The organism is Fretibacter rubidus (assembly GCF_041429785.1).
Classification (GTDB): Bacteria; Pseudomonadota; Alphaproteobacteria; order Caulobacterales; family Maricaulaceae; genus Fretibacter; species Fretibacter rubidus.
In genome coordinates this window covers 1808013-1830002 of the sequence record NZ_CP163423.1, presented here as the reverse complement: position 1 = coordinate 1830002, position 21990 = coordinate 1808013, and the positions used below count along the sequence as shown (strand labels likewise).

At 48.5% G+C, this 21990-nt stretch carries 29 protein-coding genes; 17 read left to right on the top strand and 12 right to left on the bottom strand.

What is annotated here, in order from left to right; translation table 11 throughout:
- Nucleotides 1-11: 11 nt before the first annotated feature.
- From AB6B37_RS08610 to AB6B37_RS08600, 3 genes are all read left to right on the top strand, one after another.
- Nucleotides 12-2576 carry a TonB-dependent receptor gene (locus AB6B37_RS08610; protein ID WP_371395358.1) on the top strand — a complete coding sequence of 855 codons (2565 nt, stop codon included), beginning with the start codon at nucleotides 12-14 and terminating at the stop codon, nucleotides 2574-2576.
- Nucleotides 2577-2662: 86 nt separating this feature from the next.
- Nucleotides 2663-4645 (top strand): sulfotransferase, encoded by a 1983-nt coding sequence (locus AB6B37_RS08605; RefSeq protein ID WP_371395357.1) that lies wholly within the window; start codon nucleotides 2663-2665, stop codon nucleotides 4643-4645.
- 14 nt (nucleotides 4646-4659) lie between these two features.
- Complete coding sequence (locus AB6B37_RS08600) at nucleotides 4660-5136, top strand: MarR family winged helix-turn-helix transcriptional regulator (protein WP_371395356.1); 477 nt, start codon at nucleotides 4660-4662, stop codon at nucleotides 5134-5136.
- A 6-nt stretch (nucleotides 5137-5142) separates the two neighbouring features.
- Here the strand turns inward: AB6B37_RS08600 and AB6B37_RS08595 are convergent, their stop codons facing one another.
- The 4 genes from AB6B37_RS08595 to AB6B37_RS08580 are packed head-to-tail and all read right to left on the bottom strand — an operon-like array spanning nucleotide 5143 to nucleotide 6604.
- On the bottom strand, nucleotides 5143-5721 hold the full coding sequence (locus tag AB6B37_RS08595; protein ID WP_371395355.1) for an exopolysaccharide biosynthesis protein: 579 nt from the start codon (nucleotides 5719-5721) through the stop codon (nucleotides 5143-5145).
- The gene (locus AB6B37_RS08590) at nucleotides 5714-5872 is read right to left on the bottom strand and encodes a hypothetical protein (protein WP_371395353.1); all 159 of its coding nucleotides are present in this window, start codon (nucleotides 5870-5872) and stop codon (nucleotides 5714-5716) included. The genes AB6B37_RS08595 and AB6B37_RS08590 overlap by 8 nt, the downstream gene beginning before the upstream one ends.
- Nucleotides 5869-6303 carry a phage holin family protein gene (locus AB6B37_RS08585; protein ID WP_371395352.1) on the bottom strand — a complete coding sequence of 145 codons (435 nt, stop codon included), beginning with the start codon at nucleotides 6301-6303 and terminating at the stop codon, nucleotides 5869-5871. Before AB6B37_RS08585 ends, AB6B37_RS08590 begins: the two co-directional genes overlap by 4 nt.
- 7 nt (nucleotides 6304-6310) lie before the next feature.
- Nucleotides 6311-6604 carry a hypothetical protein gene (locus AB6B37_RS08580; RefSeq protein ID WP_371395351.1) on the bottom strand — a complete coding sequence of 98 codons (294 nt, stop codon included), beginning with the start codon at nucleotides 6602-6604 and terminating at the stop codon, nucleotides 6311-6313.
- A gap of 161 nt (nucleotides 6605-6765) precedes the next feature.
- Between AB6B37_RS08580 and AB6B37_RS08575 the strand changes: the two genes are divergently transcribed.
- The 4 genes from AB6B37_RS08575 (at nucleotide 6766) to AB6B37_RS08560 (ending at nucleotide 8032) form a co-directional block, all read left to right on the top strand.
- On the top strand, nucleotides 6766-6990 hold the full coding sequence (locus AB6B37_RS08575; protein WP_371395350.1) for a hypothetical protein: 225 nt from the start codon (nucleotides 6766-6768) through the stop codon (nucleotides 6988-6990).
- 11 nt (nucleotides 6991-7001) lie between these two features.
- Nucleotides 7002-7148 (top strand): hypothetical protein, encoded by a 147-nt coding sequence (locus AB6B37_RS08570; RefSeq protein WP_371395349.1) that lies wholly within the window; start codon nucleotides 7002-7004, stop codon nucleotides 7146-7148.
- A gap of 155 nt (nucleotides 7149-7303) precedes the next feature.
- Nucleotides 7304-7474, top strand: a complete 171-nt coding sequence (locus AB6B37_RS08565) for a DUF1328 domain-containing protein (protein WP_371395348.1) — start codon at nucleotides 7304-7306, stop codon at nucleotides 7472-7474.
- A 42-nt stretch (nucleotides 7475-7516) separates the two neighbouring features.
- Nucleotides 7517-8032 carry a Dps family protein gene (locus AB6B37_RS08560; RefSeq protein ID WP_371395347.1) on the top strand — a complete coding sequence of 172 codons (516 nt, stop codon included), beginning with the start codon at nucleotides 7517-7519 and terminating at the stop codon, nucleotides 8030-8032.
- Between the two features lie 74 nt (nucleotides 8033-8106).
- Here the strand turns inward: AB6B37_RS08560 and AB6B37_RS08555 are convergent, their stop codons facing one another.
- From AB6B37_RS08555 to AB6B37_RS08545, 3 genes are read right to left on the bottom strand one after another with little or no spacing between them, the layout of a single operon-like run.
- The gene (locus AB6B37_RS08555; RefSeq protein WP_371395346.1) at nucleotides 8107-9048 is read right to left on the bottom strand and encodes a sensor histidine kinase; all 942 of its coding nucleotides are present in this window, start codon (nucleotides 9046-9048) and stop codon (nucleotides 8107-8109) included.
- Nucleotides 9049-9060: 12 nt separating this feature from the next.
- Nucleotides 9061-9687 (bottom strand): sigma-70 family RNA polymerase sigma factor, encoded by a 627-nt coding sequence (locus tag AB6B37_RS08550; RefSeq protein WP_371395345.1) that lies wholly within the window; start codon nucleotides 9685-9687, stop codon nucleotides 9061-9063.
- A gap of 43 nt (nucleotides 9688-9730) precedes the next feature.
- Nucleotides 9731-9916: a NepR family anti-sigma factor gene (locus tag AB6B37_RS08545; RefSeq protein ID WP_371395344.1), complete on the bottom strand. Its 186-nt coding sequence runs from the start codon at nucleotides 9914-9916 to the stop codon at nucleotides 9731-9733.
- Nucleotides 9917-10058: 142 nt separating this feature from the next.
- Here AB6B37_RS08545 and AB6B37_RS08540 point away from each other — a divergent pair, with 142 nt between their 5' ends.
- Nucleotides 10059-10835 carry a response regulator gene (locus AB6B37_RS08540; protein ID WP_371395343.1) on the top strand — a complete coding sequence of 259 codons (777 nt, stop codon included), beginning with the start codon at nucleotides 10059-10061 and terminating at the stop codon, nucleotides 10833-10835.
- Between the two features lies 1 nt (nucleotide 10836).
- On the opposite strand, the gene AB6B37_RS08535 is transcribed toward AB6B37_RS08540, so the two are convergent.
- Nucleotides 10837-11553 carry a Crp/Fnr family transcriptional regulator gene (locus AB6B37_RS08535; RefSeq protein ID WP_371395342.1) on the bottom strand — a complete coding sequence of 239 codons (717 nt, stop codon included), beginning with the start codon at nucleotides 11551-11553 and terminating at the stop codon, nucleotides 10837-10839.
- Between the two features lie 35 nt (nucleotides 11554-11588).
- The gene (locus AB6B37_RS08530) at nucleotides 11589-12029 is read right to left on the bottom strand and encodes a hypothetical protein (RefSeq protein ID WP_371395341.1); all 441 of its coding nucleotides are present in this window, start codon (nucleotides 12027-12029) and stop codon (nucleotides 11589-11591) included.
- A 133-nt stretch (nucleotides 12030-12162) separates the two neighbouring features.
- Between AB6B37_RS08530 and AB6B37_RS08525 the strand changes: the two genes are divergently transcribed.
- The 4 genes from AB6B37_RS08525 (at nucleotide 12163) to AB6B37_RS08510 (ending at nucleotide 16017) form a co-directional block, all read left to right on the top strand.
- Complete coding sequence (locus AB6B37_RS08525; RefSeq protein WP_371395340.1) at nucleotides 12163-12378, top strand: DUF2945 domain-containing protein; 216 nt, start codon at nucleotides 12163-12165, stop codon at nucleotides 12376-12378.
- Nucleotide 12379: 1 nt separating this feature from the next.
- The gene (locus AB6B37_RS08520) at nucleotides 12380-13420 is read left to right on the top strand and encodes a mechanosensitive ion channel family protein (RefSeq protein ID WP_371395339.1); all 1041 of its coding nucleotides are present in this window, start codon (nucleotides 12380-12382) and stop codon (nucleotides 13418-13420) included.
- Nucleotides 13417-14796 (top strand): DUF2254 domain-containing protein, encoded by a 1380-nt coding sequence (locus AB6B37_RS08515; RefSeq protein WP_371395338.1) that lies wholly within the window; start codon nucleotides 13417-13419, stop codon nucleotides 14794-14796. The genes AB6B37_RS08520 and AB6B37_RS08515 overlap by 4 nt, the downstream gene beginning before the upstream one ends.
- A 93-nt stretch (nucleotides 14797-14889) precedes the next feature.
- A complete protein-coding gene (locus tag AB6B37_RS08510) occupies nucleotides 14890-16017 on the top strand; it encodes a GAF domain-containing protein (RefSeq protein WP_371395337.1) in 1128 nt (375 codons plus the stop codon).
- Between the two features lie 131 nt (nucleotides 16018-16148).
- Here AB6B37_RS08510 and AB6B37_RS08505 read toward each other — a convergent pair whose 3' ends face one another.
- Together AB6B37_RS08505 and AB6B37_RS08500 are read right to left on the bottom strand one after the other, a co-directional pair.
- Nucleotides 16149-16640, bottom strand: coding sequence for a pyridoxamine 5'-phosphate oxidase family protein (locus AB6B37_RS08505; protein ID WP_371395336.1), 492 nt, complete (start codon nucleotides 16638-16640; stop codon nucleotides 16149-16151).
- 59 nt (nucleotides 16641-16699) lie between these two features.
- The gene (locus AB6B37_RS08500) at nucleotides 16700-17047 is read right to left on the bottom strand and encodes a response regulator (RefSeq protein WP_371395335.1); all 348 of its coding nucleotides are present in this window, start codon (nucleotides 17045-17047) and stop codon (nucleotides 16700-16702) included.
- Between the two features lie 178 nt (nucleotides 17048-17225).
- Here AB6B37_RS08500 and gdhA point away from each other — a divergent pair, with 178 nt between their 5' ends.
- Nucleotides 17226-18569, top strand: a complete 1344-nt coding sequence (gdhA, locus tag AB6B37_RS08495) for an NADP-specific glutamate dehydrogenase (RefSeq protein ID WP_371395334.1) — start codon at nucleotides 17226-17228, stop codon at nucleotides 18567-18569.
- Nucleotides 18570-18593: 24 nt separating this feature from the next.
- Nucleotides 18594-19163 carry an FMN-dependent NADH-azoreductase gene (locus AB6B37_RS08490; RefSeq protein ID WP_371395333.1) on the top strand — a complete coding sequence of 190 codons (570 nt, stop codon included), beginning with the start codon at nucleotides 18594-18596 and terminating at the stop codon, nucleotides 19161-19163.
- Here AB6B37_RS08490 and AB6B37_RS08485 read toward each other — a convergent pair.
- A complete protein-coding gene (locus AB6B37_RS08485) occupies nucleotides 19160-20116 on the bottom strand; it encodes a DNA topoisomerase IB (RefSeq protein ID WP_371395332.1) in 957 nt (318 codons plus the stop codon). The two genes, AB6B37_RS08490 and AB6B37_RS08485, sit on opposite strands and share 4 nt — an antisense overlap.
- 149 nt (nucleotides 20117-20265) lie before the next feature.
- Between AB6B37_RS08485 and AB6B37_RS08480 the strand changes: the two genes are divergently transcribed.
- Genes AB6B37_RS08480 through AB6B37_RS08470 form a run of 3 tightly spaced genes read left to right on the top strand, consistent with a single transcriptional unit; the run spans nucleotide 20266 to nucleotide 21977 of the window.
- Nucleotides 20266-20460 (top strand): PLDc N-terminal domain-containing protein, encoded by a 195-nt coding sequence (locus tag AB6B37_RS08480; protein ID WP_371395331.1) that lies wholly within the window; start codon nucleotides 20266-20268, stop codon nucleotides 20458-20460.
- A gap of 32 nt (nucleotides 20461-20492) precedes the next feature.
- Nucleotides 20493-20942: a hypothetical protein gene (locus AB6B37_RS08475; RefSeq protein WP_371395330.1), complete on the top strand. Its 450-nt coding sequence runs from the start codon at nucleotides 20493-20495 to the stop codon at nucleotides 20940-20942.
- A gap of 48 nt (nucleotides 20943-20990) precedes the next feature.
- Nucleotides 20991-21977 carry an endonuclease/exonuclease/phosphatase family protein gene (locus tag AB6B37_RS08470; protein WP_371395329.1) on the top strand — a complete coding sequence of 329 codons (987 nt, stop codon included), beginning with the start codon at nucleotides 20991-20993 and terminating at the stop codon, nucleotides 21975-21977.
- Nucleotides 21978-21990: the final 13 nt, after the last annotated feature.

Below are 21990 nucleotides of genomic sequence, written 5' to 3'. Positions count from 1 at the left end.
AAGGATTACATATGTACCGCTTACTCACAGGTGTTTCTATTTTAGCTATCTCTGGCGCTTTCGGCGTCACTGCGGCTGCCCAAGACGCCGCAACACCGACGGCTAACCGTCTTGACGAAGTTATCGTCACGGCAACGAAACGAACAACAGGTCTTCAAGATACGGCCGTCACTGTAGCCGCCATCGGCGGCGAAGCGCTCGACCAATTGGGCGTGAAAAACTTTACCGATTACCTTGTCCAACTGCCTGGCGTGACGGCAGGTGGTGCAGGTCCAGGTCAAAGCACGATTTACATTCGCGGTTTGGCGTCAACGACGCCAAATCTGACAACGGCGGGTGTTGCGGGTCTTGCCCCTAACGTCGCCTTTTATCTAGACGAACAGCCGCTTGCGCAGCCAGGTCGTAATCTGGATGTTTACGCAGCCGACCTTGAACGCGTCGAAGTGTTATCAGGACCGCAAGGCACATTGTTTGGCGCGAGTTCCCAAGCGGGTACAGTGCGCCTTATCACGAATAGGCCTAGCTTTTCTGGTTTTGACGCCAATTTCAAAGCGTCTGCGTCTTTCACGAAAGGCGGCGAGATGAGCAATAGCGTCGAGGCTATGATTAACGTGCCAGTATCGGATAAATTTGCGCTTCGCGGTGTGGTCTATTCCGATAACCAAGGCGGTTATATTGATAATGTCGCGGGAACACGCAACGCGTCCGAATCCGCACGTTTCCGCTCGGCGGGGACGGTTCGCGACAACGGAACCGTCGTATCATCTCTACGCGAAGGTTTCCAAGCGGGCGCGGATTTATCAGGCGTCACTTTTATCAATGCCGATAACTCTGCCCTTGTCGAGGACGATATTAACGACACAGTTTATTCTGGTTTCCGCCTGAGCGGTATTTATGAATTTAATTCTGACTGGAACCTGCTTGTCACTCATGCGCAGCAACAACTTGATAGTGACGGCGTTTTCTTTGCCGATCCAGAGCTTGATGATTATGACATTCAGCGCTTCTCTGATGACAGCATCGAGGATAGCTTTCACAATACCAGCTGGACGTTAGAAGGCCGTTTGGGCGCATTAGAAGCCCTATATACGGGTGCCTATACAGAGCGCACGACCGATCAAAATGTTGACTATTCAGACTATCTGTTTGTTGGCCAATATCTGCCTTACTACATTTGCGACGGCTCTGTAACCTACCCCGGCGGTGCGCCGTCTGGCACATGTCAGGCACCGAACCTTTTTGTGAACTCCCAAACAGAGACCAAAGTGCAAACACATGAGCTGCGTTTTAACACGCCAAGTTCTAACCGTCTGCGCGCAACATTTGGTGGCTTCTACTCTGATTTAGAACTGACAGAGCTTAACGACTTTACTTATCCGGGGTCAGTTAACGCCATTGGATTTAATGGTGTGTCTGGTTTTGCGCCAAACTACCCTTTGACTGATACATCCGTGACAGGCGCGATTGGTAGTGCTTCACCCGGTTACTTCAGCGAAGCGGGGCCGTTCCCCGAAGGCGTGATTTTCCGTAACGATATTTTGCGTACCGATAAACAAATGGGTCTCTTTGGTGAAACGACATTTGATTTAAGTGATCAATTCGCCCTGACCGTTGGTGCACGTTATTACGATGTTGAGGTTGACCTAGAAGGCTCTGCCAACTCGTCATTCTTTAACTTAGGTCAGTCTGAGGATCAGCAGCGTGCGGGTACGAACATCTCTGCACAGTTCGCAGCCAATAATACGGTTGGTGCCCCTGACAAAGCGGCAACTGACGGCTTTATCTTTAAAGGGACTGCGACATGGACGCCCACATCAGATTATCTGCTTTATGCGACATATTCCGAAGGCTTCCGTCCGGGACTACTCAACCGTCCAGGCGGTGCGGCAGGTCCGAACGGCTTTACTGTGCCATTCGCGCTGGATACAGATGATGTCCAAAATTATGAACTGGGTTGGAAGACAGAGTTTTTTGATAACTCATTGCGCTTTAACGGTTCAGCCTTTTATGTGGATATTAGCCGTCTACAAACGACGATTTTTGACCCGTCAATTTCAAACCTTTTCTTCTCTGATAATGCGGCCAATGCTGAAATTAAAGGTATTGAAGGTGATTTCACATGGGCGCCTTACGCTGTTGACGGTTTGACGATTGCGGGTGCTTTCTCGCTGCTGGATACCGAGGTAACAGAAGTGCTTACGCCGACGAATGATGTTGTGGAAGGGTCTGATTTGGCCTTTGCCCCGTCATTCCAAGGTAACTTGCGCGCGCGTTATGAGTGGACACTGGATAATCAAGTGGCAGGGTCTGACCTCGTCGCCCACGTCATGCCGCAGATTATTTTTTCTGACAAAGCGTTCTCTGATATTATTTCAATCAACACAGCGCAGACCGATGGATATGTGACCCTTGGTTCAACATTGGGTGTCACGGCCGATAATTGGTCAGCGGAATTATTTGTCACCAATTTGACTAATGAATATGTCGAACTGAGCAACAATTTCGTCTTTGACCGTGAACGTGTAAACCCCATGCGTCCCCGTACCGTTGGTGTGCGGATTGGTTATAATTACTAATCACGCCAATTTACAAAACCGATGCAAAGCCTTGATTCGTCAGGGCTTTGCGCGTTTAAAGGGGTGTGATGCTGTCTGAAAACGTAATGACCGATACCGATATCCAAACAGCGCTGAGCGCTGCACGAAAGGATATGCAATCGGGGGGCTTTGGCAAAGCTCTAACACGTTTAGCCGCAATATTGGATGATGTGCCTGACCACAAAGATGCGCTTTATATGGCCGCCGTTTGCGCGCGTTATCAAAAAGACTTTGGGGCCTCGCGAACCTATTTAGAACGCTTAAAACAAACGGCGCCAGATTACGGCCGCGCCTTTCAAGAGGACGGTCATTTGGCCTTAGCCTTGGGCGAGCCGTCCCGTGCCCTTGCGGCTTTCGCCCTTGCGACACGCTATAATCCTGCACTTGCCGCCAGTTGGTCAGCCCAAGCCAAAATCCTGCGAGAGCAAGGCCGTGTTACGGATGCCGTGCAGGCCGAGGCGCAAGTGACCCGCCTATCTGCACTGCCGCCAGAATTGCTGGCGGTGACAAACCACATCCATGAAGGCCGTATTTTACAAGCAGAGGCGGTCGCACGCGCTTTCATGATAAAGCATCCGCGTCATATCGAGGGCATGCGGCTTCTCGCGGATATCGGTACAAGGCTTGGCGTCCATGACGACGCGATATTTTTGCTTGAAACCGCCATAGAACTGGCACCTGATAATGTGCAGCTGCGTATCGATATTATCCAAGTCTTGCGCAAACGTCAGCGTTACACAGAAGCCTTAGATCATGCGTGTCGTCTTTATGACAAAGACCCGAGCAGCCCAATGTTTCAATCTCTATACGCGATTGAGAAAATGCAATCGGGTGATTACGAAGGCGCGCTGGCGCTGTTTGATAAGGTCTTAGATGTGCTGCCCAATGATGCATCGACCCTCACCTCACGTGGTCATGCGCTAAAGACTTACGGTCAATCAGAGGCTGCAGTTCGTTCATATAAATTGGCTGTGGCCGCTGACCCGCTTTCTGGCGATGCATGGTCGGCGCTCGCGAATTTGAAAACTTACCGTTTTTCAGACAGCGAGCTTGCGCGGTTACAAGCCGTGCAATCAGATCGTAATTTACCGTTTATGGCGCGTGTGCATATAGCTTTTGCGTTGGGTAAGGCCTTTGAAGATGCCGGTGATTATGCCAAATCATTTGAAAATTACGCTCTAGGAAACGCGCTTAAAGCTAAGCAGTCTCGCTACACGACAGAGCAGATGCATGAGCAAATAGCGGCGCAGGTCAAACACGTCACAGGTGAATTGATTAAAAACCAAGGCGGGCAGGGTAGCCTCGCACCCGACCCTATCTTTATACTCGGCTTGCCGCGGGCTGGTTCGACTTTGATTGAGCAAATTCTGGCCTCTCACAGCCACGTTGACGGGACTATGGAGTTGCCCAATATATTATCAACAGTCCACAGATTGCGCGGGCGAAACCAGATTACAGACCGAGAGCGCTACCCCCGAATACTCGGTGAGATGAGCGGTGATGAGCTGCGCGTACTGGGTGAGGATTATATCAAAGCCACGCAAATTCACCGCCAAGGGGCGGCCTATTTCACTGACAAAATGCCGAATAATTTTTGGCATATCGGACTTATCCATTTGATATTACCCAATGCGAAAATCATCGATGTGCGCCGCCGCCCGATGGATTGTTGCTGGTCTGGCTTCAAGCAACTCTTTGCGGAGGGCCAAGAGTTTACTTATGGTCTTGATCGTATCGGACATTACTACCGCGCCTATGTCGATATGATGGATCATTGGGATGCTGTGCTGCCCGAGGGGACAGTTTTGCGTGTGCAGCATGAAGATGTGCTTGATGACTTACCGGGGCAAGTTAGCCGAGTTTTGGATTATTGTGGATTACCATTTGAGCAGTCTTGCGTAGATTTTCATAAAACCGACCGCGCTGTGCGCACAGCAAGTTCTGAACAAGTGCGACGTCCGATTAGTAAAAAGGGCGTTGGACAGTGGAAGAATTTCACGCCATATCTGGATCCGTTAAGGCAGGCGCTGGGCCCTTTGAACCACTAACTTTAGAGTGAATTATGACGACACGGTCTGATGATGTTTTAATCGCATTGCGGCGCATACAGCAACGAACAGATCAAGCGTCAAAAAAATTGGCGCAGACCGTGGGTCTGACGCCTTCGCAACTCATGGTGCTGCAATACCTTCAAGAGCGCGGTGAAATTTCTGCGGGCGATATCGCTAGTCTAACCCAGCTCAAACATGCAACTATCACTGCGTTAATTGATAAGATGGTAGCGCGTAATTTCGTCTCTCGCCGTAAATGTGACGAGGACAGACGGCGCGTGTGGTTAAAGTTGGAACCTGCGGGTGAAGCGATCATCAGGTCTGCTCCTAATCTTTTGCAAGATATTTTTGTCGGACGTTTTGAAAAATTGCCAGAATGGCAACAGGCCAGCCTTGTCGCGGCGCTTGAGCAGGTGGCCTCTATACTCGATGCTGAGAATATCGACGCTGCGCCCGTGTTGCATGCTGGTGAGATTAATGAAGGGTAACGGCCTTTAAAAGAATAGGTAGATTACGGCGGCGGCGGATAAGCCCGCGAGGCCAAACCCGACCATGAGTGCGAGGCCGTCGCGCGCCATGATGCCCATACCAATCACGGCAATGATAACCCCGGGTAGGGTTGCGCCAAAAGGAATGGGGCCCAGGGGAAGAAGTGTAAGAGCCAAAAGAATACTCAGTACAGCGGCAAAATAACGAGACGTTTCTGTCGCAGCCCATTTATAACGCGGCCGCACGATACCGTCTAAGGTTTCCAGGACAGGTTCAACGTATTTTTTGGTTGTGTCTATGTCGGATTGTCTAACCTCTATCTTTCGAAGAAATTTTGGCAACCAAGGTTGGCTGCGTCCGAAAATAATCTGTAAAGCAAAGGATATGATAATTACGCAAAGCGCAAGGGGCGCTCCAGGGATTGCGCCCACTGGCGTTAATAGCAATAAACCGCATAAGGTGAGAACAGGACCAAAGGCCCGATCACCAAATGCGGAAATGACTGTTTTCAAATTTGTTTTTTGACCCTTAGGCAGGTCATCAACCTTGTCCAATATGGATTCTAATGGTTTGGGGTTAGCCATTGTAAAATGCGGCGGCATTGCCTGCGAAGACCAACATTAAGATGATAACGGCGGCAATTGTAGAAAGGGCAAGCACAATTGTCATGCCTTTGACGCGGCGACCTGCGCGCGCCTTGTTTGGGCTTACAGTTTTGTCGTTTAAATCGTTCATTTCTTCTCCTCAAAAAATTCGTTTGAAATTAACATACCGAGTGTCACAGCTGTGGCCGTTGCAGCGACCGGGTTTTCCGAGACATGTAACAAGAGCTTCTGGACTGTTGGGTTCTCACGAACGCTTGCTGGTATGTGGGCGGCGAGGGGGTCTTGGGCAACATTGTCTGGCAGTGGCGGTTTTACGTAACGCTTGTCTTTAGCGATCATCATGAAGATTGCCGCAGATATCAGAAATATAGTACCGAGAGATAAAAACGCTGTGTCAGTCCCGTAATGTGTTGCTACCCAAATAAAGGCGGCAATCAGTAAGAAGATAGCACCCAGCAAAAATAATATATAAGAAAGCGCAAGACCCGCCAAAGATTTGACGGGGCTGCGGCGCGGTGCCTTTAATATATAAGGCACCGCATATTTCGCGTAACGTAACATTAGCGTCCTATCGGCGTGTCAACGCGCCAAGAACAATGCCTGCACCAATCGCAATCGCGATAGCTGACAGCGGGTTTTCGCGAATTGATGTTTCGGCTTTCGACGTGATTTCGTCATAGCGCTCTTTCGCCATGTCTTTTTTCTCAGCTGCCACATCTTTCACGAGCGACGTTTTCTCTGACACTTTATCGGCGGCTTGGACTTTAATCATGTCCGTAAGCTTCGCAAGATCTGCACGGAGCGTGTCGATTTGCTGTGGAATGTCTTCATTTTTTAATGATACGATTTTCTTCGTTGCCATTGTAAATATCCTTTCAAACTTTCGAGCCCAGTCTGGGCGCCTTCATACCCTATCAACGGCGTTTGACAGATTTCGTTCCATAGCTTGACAAAGAAAAATTTTGGAACGGTAGGGCAGGGCTTGCCGTTACTCTATTATTCACACTTATATAGCGAGGACATATGACAGAATTAAATGCGACAACAGCTTATCAAAAATACGATAAACCTGACGATATTGTAAATGACACATCGCTCACCGATGGACAGAAAAAAAGCCTCTTAGACGCTTGGATGGTGGATGCACGGGCTCTGGCTCGCGCAAGTGCTGAGGGCCTCAATGGTGGTGAACAACCGCAGCTTAAATCAGTGACGGATGCTCTTAACGCACTAAAGACACGTAAGTAACAGGATAAAATATGACCGAAGAAACTGCAAAACATACTACCGAAAATAATCAATCACCCAAGGTCAAAGCCTTAAAAGACAGTCTCGATAAGGCTGATTTTAAAGAGGCGGAGGAACAAGTTGTTGCGATCTTTGGTGATGACGACCCCGCGAAATAGGTATCGCCGGACGCGATATATAAAAAACCCCTTCTTATCTCAGTTGAGCGTAAGGAGGGGTTTTTCTTTGGAACGAACAAGACTTGTCCCGCGTAGTTTAAGCAATGAGCGCGAAATAGAAAATTTCACGCCACTTAATCAACAAGGAGTTTCATATGTTAAATTGGTCAATTACATTTTTAGTTATTGCGATTATTGCCGCCGTTCTAGGTTTTTCAGGTATTGCTGGTACAGCCGCAGGTCTTGCAAAAATTTTGTTCGCCGTCTTCTTAGTGCTCTTCATTATCTCGGCGATTTCACGCGCTGTCAGAGGCAAAAAAATATAGCGCGAACTATTAACTTAATTAATTAAATACAGGAGATATTTTATGGCTAATGCAGCCGTCGCCCATAGTCGCGACAATGACAAATCATCTAACGATAAAGACGACATACGCGCGTTGAACCGCCCAGAAATTGCTAAACGCCTCGGCATTGTTCTTGCCGATAGCTACCAGCTGTTCATCAAGACCCAAGGCGTTCACTGGAACGTGACGGGGCCGTTGTTTTATTCGATCCATAACTTGACCGAAGAACATTACACGAATTTATTCGCTGCAGTTGACGAACTTGCTGAGCGTATTCGTTCACTCGGTGAAAAAGCGCCCGCGAGCTATACAAAATACGGTGAGCTATCTGCCGTCGAAGATGTAGACGAACCTAAAACCGCAGAAGACATGATCGCAATGCTCGCTAAGGACCACAATACCGTATGTTCATCCTTGCGCGCAGCAATCGGTTTTTGCGAAGGTAAGGACGATTTTGTCACCGCAGATATGTTGACAGAGCGCCTAGCTTGGCACGAAGAAGCCATTTGGATGCTAAGCTCTATCATCGAGAAATAAAAACCTACGTACCAACTAAAAACCCGGCTGATTTCCTCAGCCGGGTTTTTCATGCATTGCTATATTCTGTAAATTTATAAGGCGCCAGGTTTGAATATTAAACTTACATGGTGACCGAATGTGTCGTCCATCTTTATGCGTCCTGACAATTGCCTCGCAAATCCTTTGATTAATTTGGATCCCGTACTGGCTTTCTTATTTTTCATCATACCTGGGCCGCTGTCTTTGACGGAAACAGTAACTTTCTCATTATCACGTTTAAGACTTATCCAGACTGTGCCCCCGCCTGGCACACCGTGTTGAATAGCATTTGTCAGAGCCTCAACAATGAAGAGCGCAATGGGAATGGCTGTGTCAGGTTGGAAGGTTTCCGCTTGAAAATCGGTTTCGATTGACACGTCCAAAGCATCCGTACCCAAGCCAATTTTCAGCTCATGGACAAGGCGGTCAAGAAAAAGCTGCATATCAATAACGCGCAGATCATCACCTTCATATAAACCTCGGTGGACGAGTGCGATGGCATTAATGCGGTTTCGGGCCTCGTTAATAACGTTCAACCCGCTAGGGTCTGTAATTTTACGTTCCTGCATATTCAACAGGGAAATTATGATCTGTAGATTATTTTTAACGCGGTGATGAATTTCACGAAGCAGCACTTCTTTTTCAATAAGGCTATCGGACATAGCCGCTTCACGTTGACTAATCGTGTCGGCCATTGTGTCAAAACTTTGCGCTAACTCTTGCACGCGTTGTGGTGCCTTAGACAAGGCACCGACCCGCGCAGATAGATCGCCAGTTGAAAAATCACGAGACGCCCGTTCAATAACTTTCAGATGTTTAAAAACAAGTGCGTCTGTCGCAACCCATACGGCAATAAAGGCAAATAAGAGGGACGCGAGAGCAAGAAAGACAGGTGCAAGACGCCCCGTGGAAAAGGCTAGCCAGAGCGCGTAGAGCAGAATTGGTAAAAGCGCCAGAGCGAGAATGATACCAAATCGTGTGCGAAGGTCCTGCATTAATCTGTGCCGTTAGTCATTTATCAGGGCGTCAGCCTCGTCCATAATCGCATTAATGGCTTGCGTTGCGCTGACGTCATCGGCGACGCTATCGAATGAGCCGGAATTGATAATCGTCTCTAGGTTCTTGCGCGCGCGGCTGACGCGACTTTTTATAGTGCCGACAGCGCAGCCGCAAATCTCAGCAGCTTCGTCATAAGATAGTCCAGATGCCCCGACAAGGATAAGAGCCTCGCGCTGGTCATCTTTAAGGCTGTCCAGCCCACGACGCAATTCGTTAAGCTCAACAGACGCCTCCGCGTCATTACTGGCGACAATGGTTTGTTCTGCCACTTGTTGATCCAGTGACGTTGCGCGCCAAGACCGTCGTTTTATAGAATAAAATTGATTGCGAAGGATTGTAAATGTCCACGCTTTCAAATTTGATCCCGGCTTGAAACTCTGGCGGGCTTTCCATGCTTTTAACATAGCATCTTGAGCGACGTCATCAGCGAGTGTCGGGTTATTACAAAGCGAGCGCGCGAAAGCGCGAAGGTGTGGGATAAGGTCTGTAAGCTCTTGCTTGAACAGCTTTTCATCAAGAACGGGAGGGGTCTCGACCGTATCTGACGGGGTAGGCATGTCTTGGGGGGTGGACATAGTATGACTTTCTTAAAGCATAGAATAGGGCAATGAATATATGTTAGTCGTCTTTGGAGTCGTCAGCATCCGCTAGGAGTGCTAGAAAATCATCAGGGACGGCTTCGTTGACAACGTCGTCATAAATTTGGCGCAAGTTGCCGCCAATCTTATCTTTAAGGGAGTCTTCGGCAAAATTTTCACCAGAGCGTGTCGGTTTGCCAGTTTCAGGCGTTTTGCGATTGGTCATATTTGGCCTTTAAATTTATCCCTGCTAAAAAAAGACTACGCATGGGAACCAAAACGGTTCCCGCAACGTTTAAAGAAAAGAATATTAATTATCACAACACTTACGCGTGGACAGGCCATGCGTTCCATCAAAGGGGATTTTTGTGAGCTACGTTGAAACTTTTGCACCACACCTTCCATATCTACGGCGTTTTGCCCGCGCATTAACAGGCGACCAATCGTCTGGTGACACTTATGTGCGCACGGCGCTGACGGCACTTGCCGCTGGGGACATAGACGTTTCAGGCGATTTAAGTCCCAAAAACGCACTCTTTCAAATGTTTTTGAGCATTTGGAATTCTACTGGCGCGCAGCTAGAGGGCCGCGAAAGCCAAGACAGTTCGTCGCCCGAAGGTCGCGTTCACAGGCTGACACCGCGCTCTCGCCAAGCTTTTTTGCTTAACGCATTAGAAGGGATGTCTGCTACTGACATTGGTCAAGTCATGCAGAGCAGTGAAAGTGAAGCCCAAGCTCTTATTGCCGAAGCGGAAGCCGATATAGAAAAAGAATTACGCACTAACGTTCTGATTATCGAGGACGAGCCTTTTATCGCAGCCGATATAGAAGGCCTCGTTACTGAATTAGGCCATAGCGTAGATGCGATTGCCGCCACACAGACAGAGGCTGTCAAGGCTGCGAACAACAAGAAGCCGGGCCTCGTACTGGCGGATGTTCAACTTGCAGACGGAAGCTCTGGTATTGATGCCGTCGCTGATATTTTGGGAGAATATGATGTGCCCGTAATTTTTATCACCGCTTTCCCCGAACGCCTTTTGACAGGTGATAAGCCAGAGCCCGCCTATCTGATTTCCAAACCGTTTCAATCAAATAATGTCAAGGCGGCGATTAGTCAGGCTTTGTTCTTCCATGGCGATAAATAGTCTAAAACGAAAGCTTTGGCGTCTGGAGGTAGCGGTCATCAAATTCCGCCATCTCTGCCAAGGCATCGCGGTTTAAAATTTGTATGCCCCAGCTTTCAACGGCGATGTACCCCTCTCGAGACAGCTTACCCATACTCCTTGAGATATGAACAGATGAAAGCCCAAGGGCATCCGCTAAGTGATTTTGTGTGACGGGTATCGCGACCGAATTATCTTGGCGTCCCGTGGATATGGACAGGCGTCGATTTAATTCCAGAATTAAATTGCCGAGCCGTTCTTTCGCACTCAAACGCCCGTTGCGAACAATCTGCTCACGCAAAATCGCTTCTTCTTGAATGGCGACCCACCAAAACGCCAAAGACAAACAGCTATCGCCGCGAATAGCGTTAAAAAAGTCAGTGGCTTTGATCCGCCGTAACACGACTTCTGACGCTGCGGATACGTTATGGTCTGACGCGGATTTCGTGAGCGACATAAGGTCAAAGCAATCACCAGGCAGCATAAAATTCATGATTTGCCGACGTCCATCATCCAGTAGTCGGTAACGGATGGCCCATCCAGATTCGATGATGAAAACGTAATCAACGACCTCACCTTCAATGACGATATCTTCGCCAGCTTGGCGCGTTTCAATACGGTGTGACAGGCTGGACAGGGTTTGAAATTGTGTCGCGCCAATGTCTGCGTAATGCGACAGGCGATTAATAATCATGTCCATAATATGCTTTTTACTCGTCGCTGCTAACTCTCAGCCTATTGTGACATCTTCACCAAAATCGCACCGTGCCGCGCCATATCGTTTGGCGTTTCTAAATCAGTCATACGACTATATAACGGCGCGTCAAGCTCACGCGCTTCTAAATGCTGCAAGGTGGTATTTACCCGCGATTGTGCAAGGGCGGTCTCCACACCGTCATTTACGATAACTGTGACAGCGGCGATATCACAGACTTGCGCGATTTCATCGAGGTCGCGAATAAGGTCAACTGAGTGGACACTCAAATATTCATCATGAAAATAAATGGGAAGCGCGTGCGTGTCGCAATCTTGCAGCTCCGATACAATGTGACCAATACGCGTTTCAAAGATAGAGCTTTCTACTTCGGATTGGTACTCGATTGCTTGGCCTTGCGTATTAAAAAGTAACGCAAATACTGGTACAATCACCACAACAATAAAAATTAAACGAGCCATATTTTCCTCCAGATTTCTTGGACATAACGTGGGGTTATGAGTTTTCGTTCCTTATTTTATTATAAACTTTCAAGGGAACTATTCAGGCTAAGAGCCGTTAGAGCAATTATATCCAAATAATTATGAGAGACATATGGCTGGTTACACTGAAGGAACGACCGTAAAATGGTCTTGGGTGAATGGTACTGCAAAAGGTGAGATTACAAACGTCTACACGCAGAAAATTACCCGAACCCTTAAAGGCACAGAAGTTACGCGCGACGCTGATGACGACTGCCCAGCTTACTTGATAGAACAGGATGACGGCGACGAAGTTTTAAAATCCCATTCAGAAGTTGAGAAGGCCTAAGATGCAAACAGAGAATTCCAATCAGAGTGTGCCGTCAGATAAGGCTGGTGAGATTGATTTAAATCCAGCGTTAGCGCTCGAGCGGGTCGACAACTGGCTTGATGGTGCGGTACGCCTTTTGCCTAATATCGTTGTTGCGATAATTGTATTTATCATCTTTTGGATTATCGCCAAGGTCGTAAAATCTGTAATGCAAAAGGCTTTTAATAGCCGCGGCCGCTCTAACTTAGGGGAGGTTCTCGGCGGATTTGTCAAAGCCTGTATCATTGGCTTTGGCGGCTTAATTGCGGCTACGATTGTGATACCGAGCTTAGAGCCTGCCAATATTGTCGCGGGCCTTGGTGTGAGTTCTGTGGCGATTGGTTTTGCTTTCAAAGACATTTTGCAAAACTGGTTGGCGGGTGTTCTTATCCTGTTGCGCCAACCGTTTGAAATCGGCGATCAAATTCATGTTGGGGACTACGTTGGCACCGTTAAACATATCGAAACGCGGGCAACGATTATCCGCACCTATGATGGTCAAAAAGCTGTTGTACCCAATAGTGAAATTTACACAAATGCTGTGCTTGTGAAAACGGGCGAAGACAAACGCCGGACGCAATATGATATCGGCATCGGCTATGCTGATGATATTGACGAGGCTTGCGAGCGCATTCTTGATGTTCTCAAAGGCATTGACGGTATTGAACAAGATCCAGCGCCTGAAGCCTTTGCATGGGACTTGGCGGCCAGTTGGGTCACAATCCGCGCACGGTGGTGGACCGATAGCAAGCGCGGTGATGTTGTCGCCAATAAATCAGCGGTCATCCGTGGTGTGAAAAAAGCACTAGACGAAGCCGCTATAGATATGCCCTATAACACACATGTGCATTTGTTACATGACCAGACAGAGGAGAGCGACGGTGACCGCACGTCACAACGCGAAGGATGGCCTGTGCCGAAACAGGGTGACGCGCCAAAGCCGCGCTATCAAGTCATGAGCAAAGATGTCATGGGCAAAGGCGGAACATCTGATCCGAATACAGCCGAGGCCCCTGAATGAATGCGCGCCTGATAAAGGCCTGGGAAGATCTAAAAAGTAGTTATTACTTTATCCCGGGCTTAATGGCCTTTGGCGCCTGCATCTTGGCTTATGTGACGTCCACGCTTGACGAGCGGATGGAAATCACAATTGCGCAAGAATTGGGCCTTTTTCAAACTAATAGCGCAGACAGCGCGCGCGTTATCCTGTCTACGATCGCAGGGTCGATGATGAGTGTCGCAGCCGTGACCTTCTCCATTACAATGGTCGCCGTGACGAGCGCGGCTGGACAATACGGCCCACGTCTCATTGGTAACTTCATGCGAGACCGGGGCAATCAAGTCACCTTGGGGACATTTACATCAACCTTTATATATTGCTTGTTAATCTTGCGTGTTGCGCGGGCAGGGGGCGGCGACGGCAGCGATATCGTGGACTTTGTGCCTAATATTTCTTTGCTAACGGCGATGGGACTGACCTTATTCAGCGTTGCCGTTATGATATATTTTATTCACCACATTCCAGAGACGTTGAACGTTGGCAATATTACTGGCCAAGTCGGACGTCGCCTGCGTCGCGATCTCGAAGACCTTTACCCCAGTGATTTAGGTGAAGCAAAAAAAGACGACCCCGACCTTTCGACATTTACAGATGACACAGCCTGTAGCGTCGGTGCGAAGGCAGAGGGCTATATTCAAGCGGTCAATGATAGTGCGATAATGGCGCTAGCGAAGGATAATAACTGCGTGGTGTTTATTGACTACCGACCCGGCGATTTCGTCACCCAAGGTGATGTGTTGCTACGGGTTTGGCGTGATGAGGACATTGATGATGATCTTGCCAATAAATTTCGCGCAGGTTTTGCCATGGGCCAAGAACGCACGGCCCATCAAAATGTTTTGTTTCTGGCGGATGAACTTGTTGAGATTTTGGCCCGGGCCCTTTCCCCTGGTGTCAATGATCCGTTCACGGCCATTAATTGTATCAATTGGTTCCATAGCGCCATCAAAGCCGTCATGCGCGGCACGCCGCCGTCACCCTACCGTTTTGATAAGGACGGGCAATTTCGTGTTATGGCTCGCCCGATATCATTTGAACGTTTTGTCTCTGTGATTTGCGATCAATCGCGCATTTATATCGCGGGCGACCGCAATGCGACGATTAAGATGCTTACCGTGCTGACCGAACTGACTGCAGAGACGGACGCCCCCTCTTACCGGGCAGTCTTGCAGGCTCAACTCGGGAAATTGCGCGAAACAAGTCTGCATATTGCGCAAGACGCGTCGACACGGCTTGACTTAAATACACGCTTTGACATGGCATCTCGGATGATATCAGATCGTGATTACTTCCTAAAAGAGCGCTATTCAGACCGTTGGGTGGGTGGCCGCGCGTAATTTAATTACGAAAATCTTAATCCAAGTTATAGACGTCTTGCGTATAGTGTCTAGGGAAGGTCCTTCACGGCTTTGAAGAGCCAAAGGATAAATATGTCTGAACATACGCGCATAGAGGCGCTACACGCCACTCAATTACTAGATAGCGTCGGTGAAGAGCGATTTGATCGGCTAACACGACTAGCAAAAAATGCCCTCCAAACTGACATGGCGCTTATCTCTCTTATTGATACGGACCGCCAGTGGTTTAAATCCAAACAGGGTTTAGACGTCACTGAGACGCCGCGCGACATTGCCTTTTGTGACCATGCCATTCGTGAGGACGACGTCATGGTCGTCAACAATGCGGCGGCGGATAGTCGTTTTGCCGATAACCCATTAGTAACAGGCGATCCAAGCATTAGTTTTTATGCAGGCGTGCCGCTGGTTACACAGTCTGGCCAAGCTTTGGGCACACTTTGTGTTTTAGACAAAAAACCACGTGCTGATTTCAGCGCAGACGACAAGCAAATGCTAAAAGATTTGGCTGCGAGCGTCATGACAGAGATTGAGTCCGCGCAGCAGTTGCAAATGATCAAAGATCTGAACGTCATTAACGAGGAACTTCGCCACCGCATGGGCAATATGTATGCCCATGTTTCTGCATTGATTTCTATGATGGGCCGCAATGAGGCCGATAAAGACATGCTGGTACGCCGTTTGCGTGAAAAGATTACAACGCTGGGTCAGACCCAAGCATTGCTAGCGTCGCATAAATGGGCGAGCGTGCCCATGAGCGAATTGGTCGACACGACCTTGTCACCATTTTTGACCCAGCAGAGCCGCCCGCGCGTTCATTTGGATTACGCGCAAGACTTTGACGTGTCGCCGCGCGGTGCCTTTATCCTAACATTGATGCTAAGTGAGCTTGGTACGAATGCCGTCAAACATGGTGCGCTAAGCCGCCCAGACGGGGAGTTAACCATTCATTGGGACGTTAAAGACGAAATCTCATTATCTTGGACGGAAGATGTGCCTGTCGACACAACCAATGAGCCAGGCAAAGGCTTTGGCAGCCAGATATTAAAACGTATTGTCCCCATGGATTTACAAGGGCAGGCGGACTACGCGCTAACTGACACAGGATTGCATTACAGCGTCACGGCCAAGCCAGAACGGCTTGCTCTGATAAATACAGCTGACTTAACCTACGTTAATGAGACCACTTCAAAGGCCGTTTAAGCCCTGGCTTGTCTAGTGCATTAGTGCTGGATAAGCCTCGAAGGTGGTCGTCATTGGCCTTCCCTGCTAAGCGCCCACCTTCGGGGTAAAAAAAACGCCCCCGGATGGGGGCGTTGATTTTGCTGATAGTCTTATCCCGCAAGGCATACGGTTTCGTTATCGCCCAAATCAGGCTTTGTATCGGTGACTTTGGCTTTCGTAATTTCCCACATACGCTTTAAACCGCTGTCTTCGCCTTTCCAATATTCCGCTGTGGTCGGCGAAACGCATATGGCGGCGACCGCCGGGTCATTTTTCTCGCAGTCGAACCAAACGGCCATCTTGTCTGACCACATGTCATCAATTTTTTCCGCATCCCTTGATAGGCTTGCCTTACCGCTGACGGACACATAGTTGTTTTCCTTTGGGCAAGCGAAGCTAAGGTTCACGTCTTGGTCTTGTGAAATTTCTAGCACCTTGGCTGATCGTGTGTGCGTTAAAAACCAAATAGTATTTGTGTCTTTGTCGGTGAAGGCTTTCATGGGGCGAGAGCGCAGTTCACCACCATTTTCAGATACCAACATACCTATATTGAGGTCATTGATGATCTCGAAAAGGTTTTCAATTTTGTCTGCGTAAGTCATAAATTTCTCCTGTATTTGCATATATATAATCAACGCAAACACAGGGACTTAGTTCCCCATTATCCAGACAGGGCTTGAACCTCTTGAACAAGTTTTTCAGGTATAAAGGGTTTTGGAATAACCTTAATACCGGCCACATCATTATCAATTATGACCCGCTTAATCTGACCAGAAAGAAAGAAGAAGGGTATGCTATTGTCGTTCAGCGCACGCGCAATCGGAATACTTGTTTCTCGACCCAAGTTATAATCTAGCATAGCAACGTCGGGCTTTTCCTCTTTAAGCAGAGAAAGTCCAGCGTCGACAGTCGCGATGGGACCTAACACTTCATAGCCCTCGGACAGGAAGGTGTCTTCCAAATCCATAGCGATAAAGGGGTCGTCTTCTACAATTAAAATCTTTGGCATAATAAATCCTCAGAAATATTACGCATGCTCCTGCGAATGGTTCCTAACTGAGACAAAATAGTTTCAGCGCTATTGCTTGTGATGATCAAAGCAATCCTCTCCTTAGAATAGGAACGCTTTAGAATAGGAACGCTTTGCCCCGCCCCGCGTATGTTCAGCGAAGTAGGGAAATAAATATATGTCAAAATTTGAAACGCAGTGGGACGACATGATGTCTCGAATAGAAACGCGAAGTGCGGACCAAGACGAATTCTTGCAAGCCGTTCACGAAGTTGCCGCGAGTGTTAAAGACGTCGTGAAGACCGATGACGCGCTGCAAAAGTCGCGCATCTTTGAACGTCTGACAGAACCTGACCGCATCATCATCTTCAATGTCACCTGGGAAGATGACGGTGGTGACGTGCACATAAACCGCGGCTATCGCGTGCAGCATTGCGGCGCGATAGGCCCCTATAAAGGCGGTATCCGCTTCCATCCAACCGTAGATCTATCGACGCTTAAGTTTCTTGCTTTTGAGCAGACGTTCAAAAATGCACTCACAGGCTTGCCTATGGGCGGCGGTAAGGGGGGATCTGATTTTGACCCTGAAGGACGAAGCGAGCGTGAGATTATGCGGTTCTGCCAAGCCTTTATGGATGAGTTGTTTCGCCACATCGGCCCATACACAGACGTTCCTGCTGGTGACATTAATGTTGGCGGGCGTGAAATCGGATATATGTATGGCCGTTACCGCCGTCTGACAAACCGCTTTACAGGCGCAATGACGGGCAAAGGCTTGTCCTATGGGGGCAGCCCCGCCCGTGTCGAAGCCACAGGATACGGCCTTATATATTTCCTAAGCCATGTCCTTGAAGCGCATTTGGATAAAATAGATGATAAGACGATAATTATTTCCGGCGCGGGAAATGTGGCGCTCCACGCCGCAGAAAAGGCCGTCGCGCTAGGCGCAAAAGTTATCACCTTATCAGATAGTGACGGTACACTGCTAAAAGAAGACGGGTTTTCAAGCGACGATATTAATTGGATCAAAGATCACAAAGCAAAATCAGGAGCCAGCCTGAAAGCTTTTACGGATGACAGGGGCGGGACGTTTAAGTCTGGTAAAAAACCATGGTCAATCAAGGCTGATATCGCGCTGCCCTGTGCGACGCAGAACGAAATTGATAAAGATGACGCTAAGGCCCTTGTTGACAATGACGTGAAATTTCTGGCCGAGGGTGCCAATATGCCGTGCACCGCCAAGGCGACAAAGACCATTCGGGAGAGCGACATGGTCTATGTTCCTGGGAAAGCGTCTAACGCTGGGGGCGTCGCACTTAGCGGGTTAGAGATGAGCCAAAATGCCGACTTTGAGCGCGGTGAATTTGATACGCTGGATACACAGCTTCAATCGATTATGGCGCGCATTCACGACAGTTGCAAAGATTTCGGCAAAGTCGATGACCGCATCGATTATGTCCGCGGTGCGAACCGTGCCGCATTTGCCAAAGTGTCAAAGGCCCTACTGGCCTTTGGTATTTAATTCTAAATTCAGGAAAGAAAATTTATGCCCCACCGTATTTTACGTATTGATTCAAGCGCGCGTTACAACCAATCAAAAAGCCGAGAACGCGCCGATATTTTGCTCAAACACCTATCGCGAGAAGACGGCGATATAACCGTCACCGTTCGCGATGTCGCCAAAGGACTACCCTTTGTTGATCACAAGTGGGTGAGCGCCAAAGGTGTTCCGGAAGACGACCTAAGCGAGTCGCAACGCGAGACACTCGCATTGTCATATGAATTAATCGACGAGATTAAACGCAATGATACAATACTGATCACTTGCCCGATCTATAACTACCAAATTCCAGCGTCCTTGAAGGCTTGGATTGATCTTGTGATTTTGCCCCAACGCACAGTGAAAATGACAGATGACGGACTAGTGGGCATGTTGAACAATAAAAGAGCCGTGATTTTATTCGCGTCTAGCGGAACAGAGATCGGCTCTGATATTGATTTTGCGAGCCCTTACCTAATCCATATTCTCAATTTTATGGGCATTAAAGACGTCACTATATTGGGCGGTATGGAAGATGTGGACGCAGATCAGCTCATCAAAGCTTACGCCGCTTAACCTTGCAAATACGCTAGCATCAAGCGCTCGGTCTTTCGTAGCCCGGGCGTTTTTTGGTCCTTATAGCTTTTGGTGTCATGGCCCTTTGACAGGTCAATAATATCGGGATGGATATAGCTACTACGGCAAATAGCGGGTGTATTATGCAGTCGTTCTGCGGCTGCCTCGCTCATTGCTTTGATGGTCGGCTTACTATCATTAAGGGCGTGCCCAAAGGCTGCGACGCTTCCATGCCAAGTCCGAAAGGTCTTGAGCGTAAAATCATCGCGAAGATATGCGTTGGCGTCACCACTATCAAGGTTATAGACCTCGCCGTCCACGCCGATATATTGAAACAAATCCCGTCCCGGAAGGTCGTCAATCTCTTGTAGCACTTTGGCCAGCGTGCGGTCTTTGATGGTCTTACGGACGCGTTTGCCACCTTTGGCGGTGAAATCTAGACGCAAGCCATGGCTCGCGAGACTGATATGACGGCGCTTTAGCGTGGTGGCGCCCGTTGCGTTATAACTCGCATGTCCAGCGCGCAGCGCCGCCCTATCGATTAACCGCAAAAGTGCGGCACAGACGAAATTTTTATTCGCGTCATCCCCGCGTAAATCGCGTGTTATGCGGCGCCGGATGGAGGGCAGGGCCGTGCCAAAGGCTACGATTTGCCGAAATTTTTGACGCGCCCGAAAATCGGTCCAGTCGGCATGATAACGATATTGTTTACGCCCTTTTTCATCCAATCCCGTCGCTTGCAAATGCCCGCTGTCATCTTTGCAAATCCAAACATCACGGTAGGCCGGCGGCAGCCCAAGGGCACCAATCCGCTCTAATGTCTGTGGATTTTCGATTAGAGTTTTATCGTGATGCAGATAGGAAAAGCCCGCTTTATTTTTAATTCGGATAATCCCGTTTTCATTATCACGACTATAGCGAAGGCTCTCAGGCATTTTGATGATTTTATCCATGGATATGCCTTTCTAACTTGGCCCTAACGTGTGTTCTCGTCTTAAGTTCCAAAATAAATTTTGCACAAAAAGTGGAACAGATTGACGCAGTAGGCCGTTCTTTCTGCAACTGGTCACAACGGCCATGAAGCAATTTTAGGAGAAAAAATATGTTAGAAGGTTTACTTGGTTTACTACATTTGGTCGTCGCAATTTGGGCCATCATAAATATTGTCGGTTCTGGCGCATCAACACTCAGCAAAGTCCTTTGGACACTCTTCGTGTTGCTCTTCCCTTTAATCGGTCTGATCGTTTGGTTCTTTACAGGACCTAAGTCTGGCTCGCGCATCGCCTGGACCTTTTAACGCCCACACATTTTACTATAAAGGAAGTTACAATGACAAATCATAACCCAAATGACCCCTATAATCGCCACGGACGTCGTCATGGCAATGACGAAAATGAAAGCGGTAGCGGTAAGAAAATCGCCGGCTTTGCGCTGGGCGCCGTTCTTATCGCAGGTATCGCCGCTGCTGGTCTATATCTTGTCGATGTTGACCAAACGCAAGAAGCGCGACTGCCTGATGTCAACGTTAGTGTCGAAAAGGGTCAAATGCCCGCTTTTGACGTTGATGTCGCTGACGTAAGTGTCACACAAGAAGAAGTCGAGGTTGAAGTCCCAACGATGGGCGTAGAGACTGAAACACGGACAATTGAGGTCGAAGTCCCCGTCGACGTTGAAACGGGCAGCACAACGGAGACAATTACGGTTCCGACGCTGAATATCGAACGTCCGACAGTCGACTCACCTGACAATGATGAAGATGTGGACACAGACATAGACTAGAGCCTATGCTACACCATGTTATAGCCGCTCCAGTGGGCGGCTATTTTTGTGTCGGGAACCCTTATGAACTGGACGACTATCATTTTCTATATTTGGACGGCGGGCCTTGTTATCGGCACGCTAATTCCACTCGTTCGCGAGCAAACCTACTGGCTGCGGGCTTGGACCTATGCGCGCTTGCAAATGTTGGTGATGATAACGGTTTCTACGATCATTTTGATTGTTTGGCTGGGGCTTGATAGCCTAGGGCATAAGGTGGCCCTTGCGGCACTTGTGTTCTCGTCAGCTATTTGTCTTTACGACATTTATCCCTTCACACCACTAGCGCGCAAACATGTTCGGTCAATCAAACAAGGTGAGCCGCATAAGGCCGTCTCTATGTTGATCGGCAATGTGCTGATGGATAATGACAATTACGACGCTATGATAAAGAAAGTTCAGACCCACAATCCGGATATCGTATTTCTTGTCGAAACAAATAGCGATTGGAGTAAGGCCTTAGAACCGATCGCGGCGGATTACCCTTACAGTCACTGCCTGCCGCTCGAAGACTACAATGGCATGTTGTTTTATTCAAAGTTCCCAATTTTAAACATGCAAGAACGCTATTTGGTGCAAGATCATATACCCTCGCTAACACTTGATTTGGATGTTGGGGAGCATGAGCCTTTGCGTTTTTACGGCGTCCATCCCCGTCCACCCCGTCCAGAGGATGATACGGCGGATCTTGACAAAGAGCTTTTGTTTGTTGCCAATGAGGCGGGTCATCATTTATCCCCTGTCATTGTTACGGGTGACTTAAATGATGTGGGCTGGTCGTCGACAACGCGGCAGTTTCTGCGGGTAAGCGGCCTTCTCGACCCCCGCCGCGGACGGGGATTATATAACAGTTATAACGCTAAAAACCCGCTCGTGCGCTGGCCACTCGATCACCTTTTTCACTCAAAGCATTTTGCCTTGAAAAAGATGAAACGGTTGGATGCTTCTGGGTCAGATCATTTTCCACTGCTAATTGAATTGGCATTGCTACGTTAGAAGGCCCAAGAGT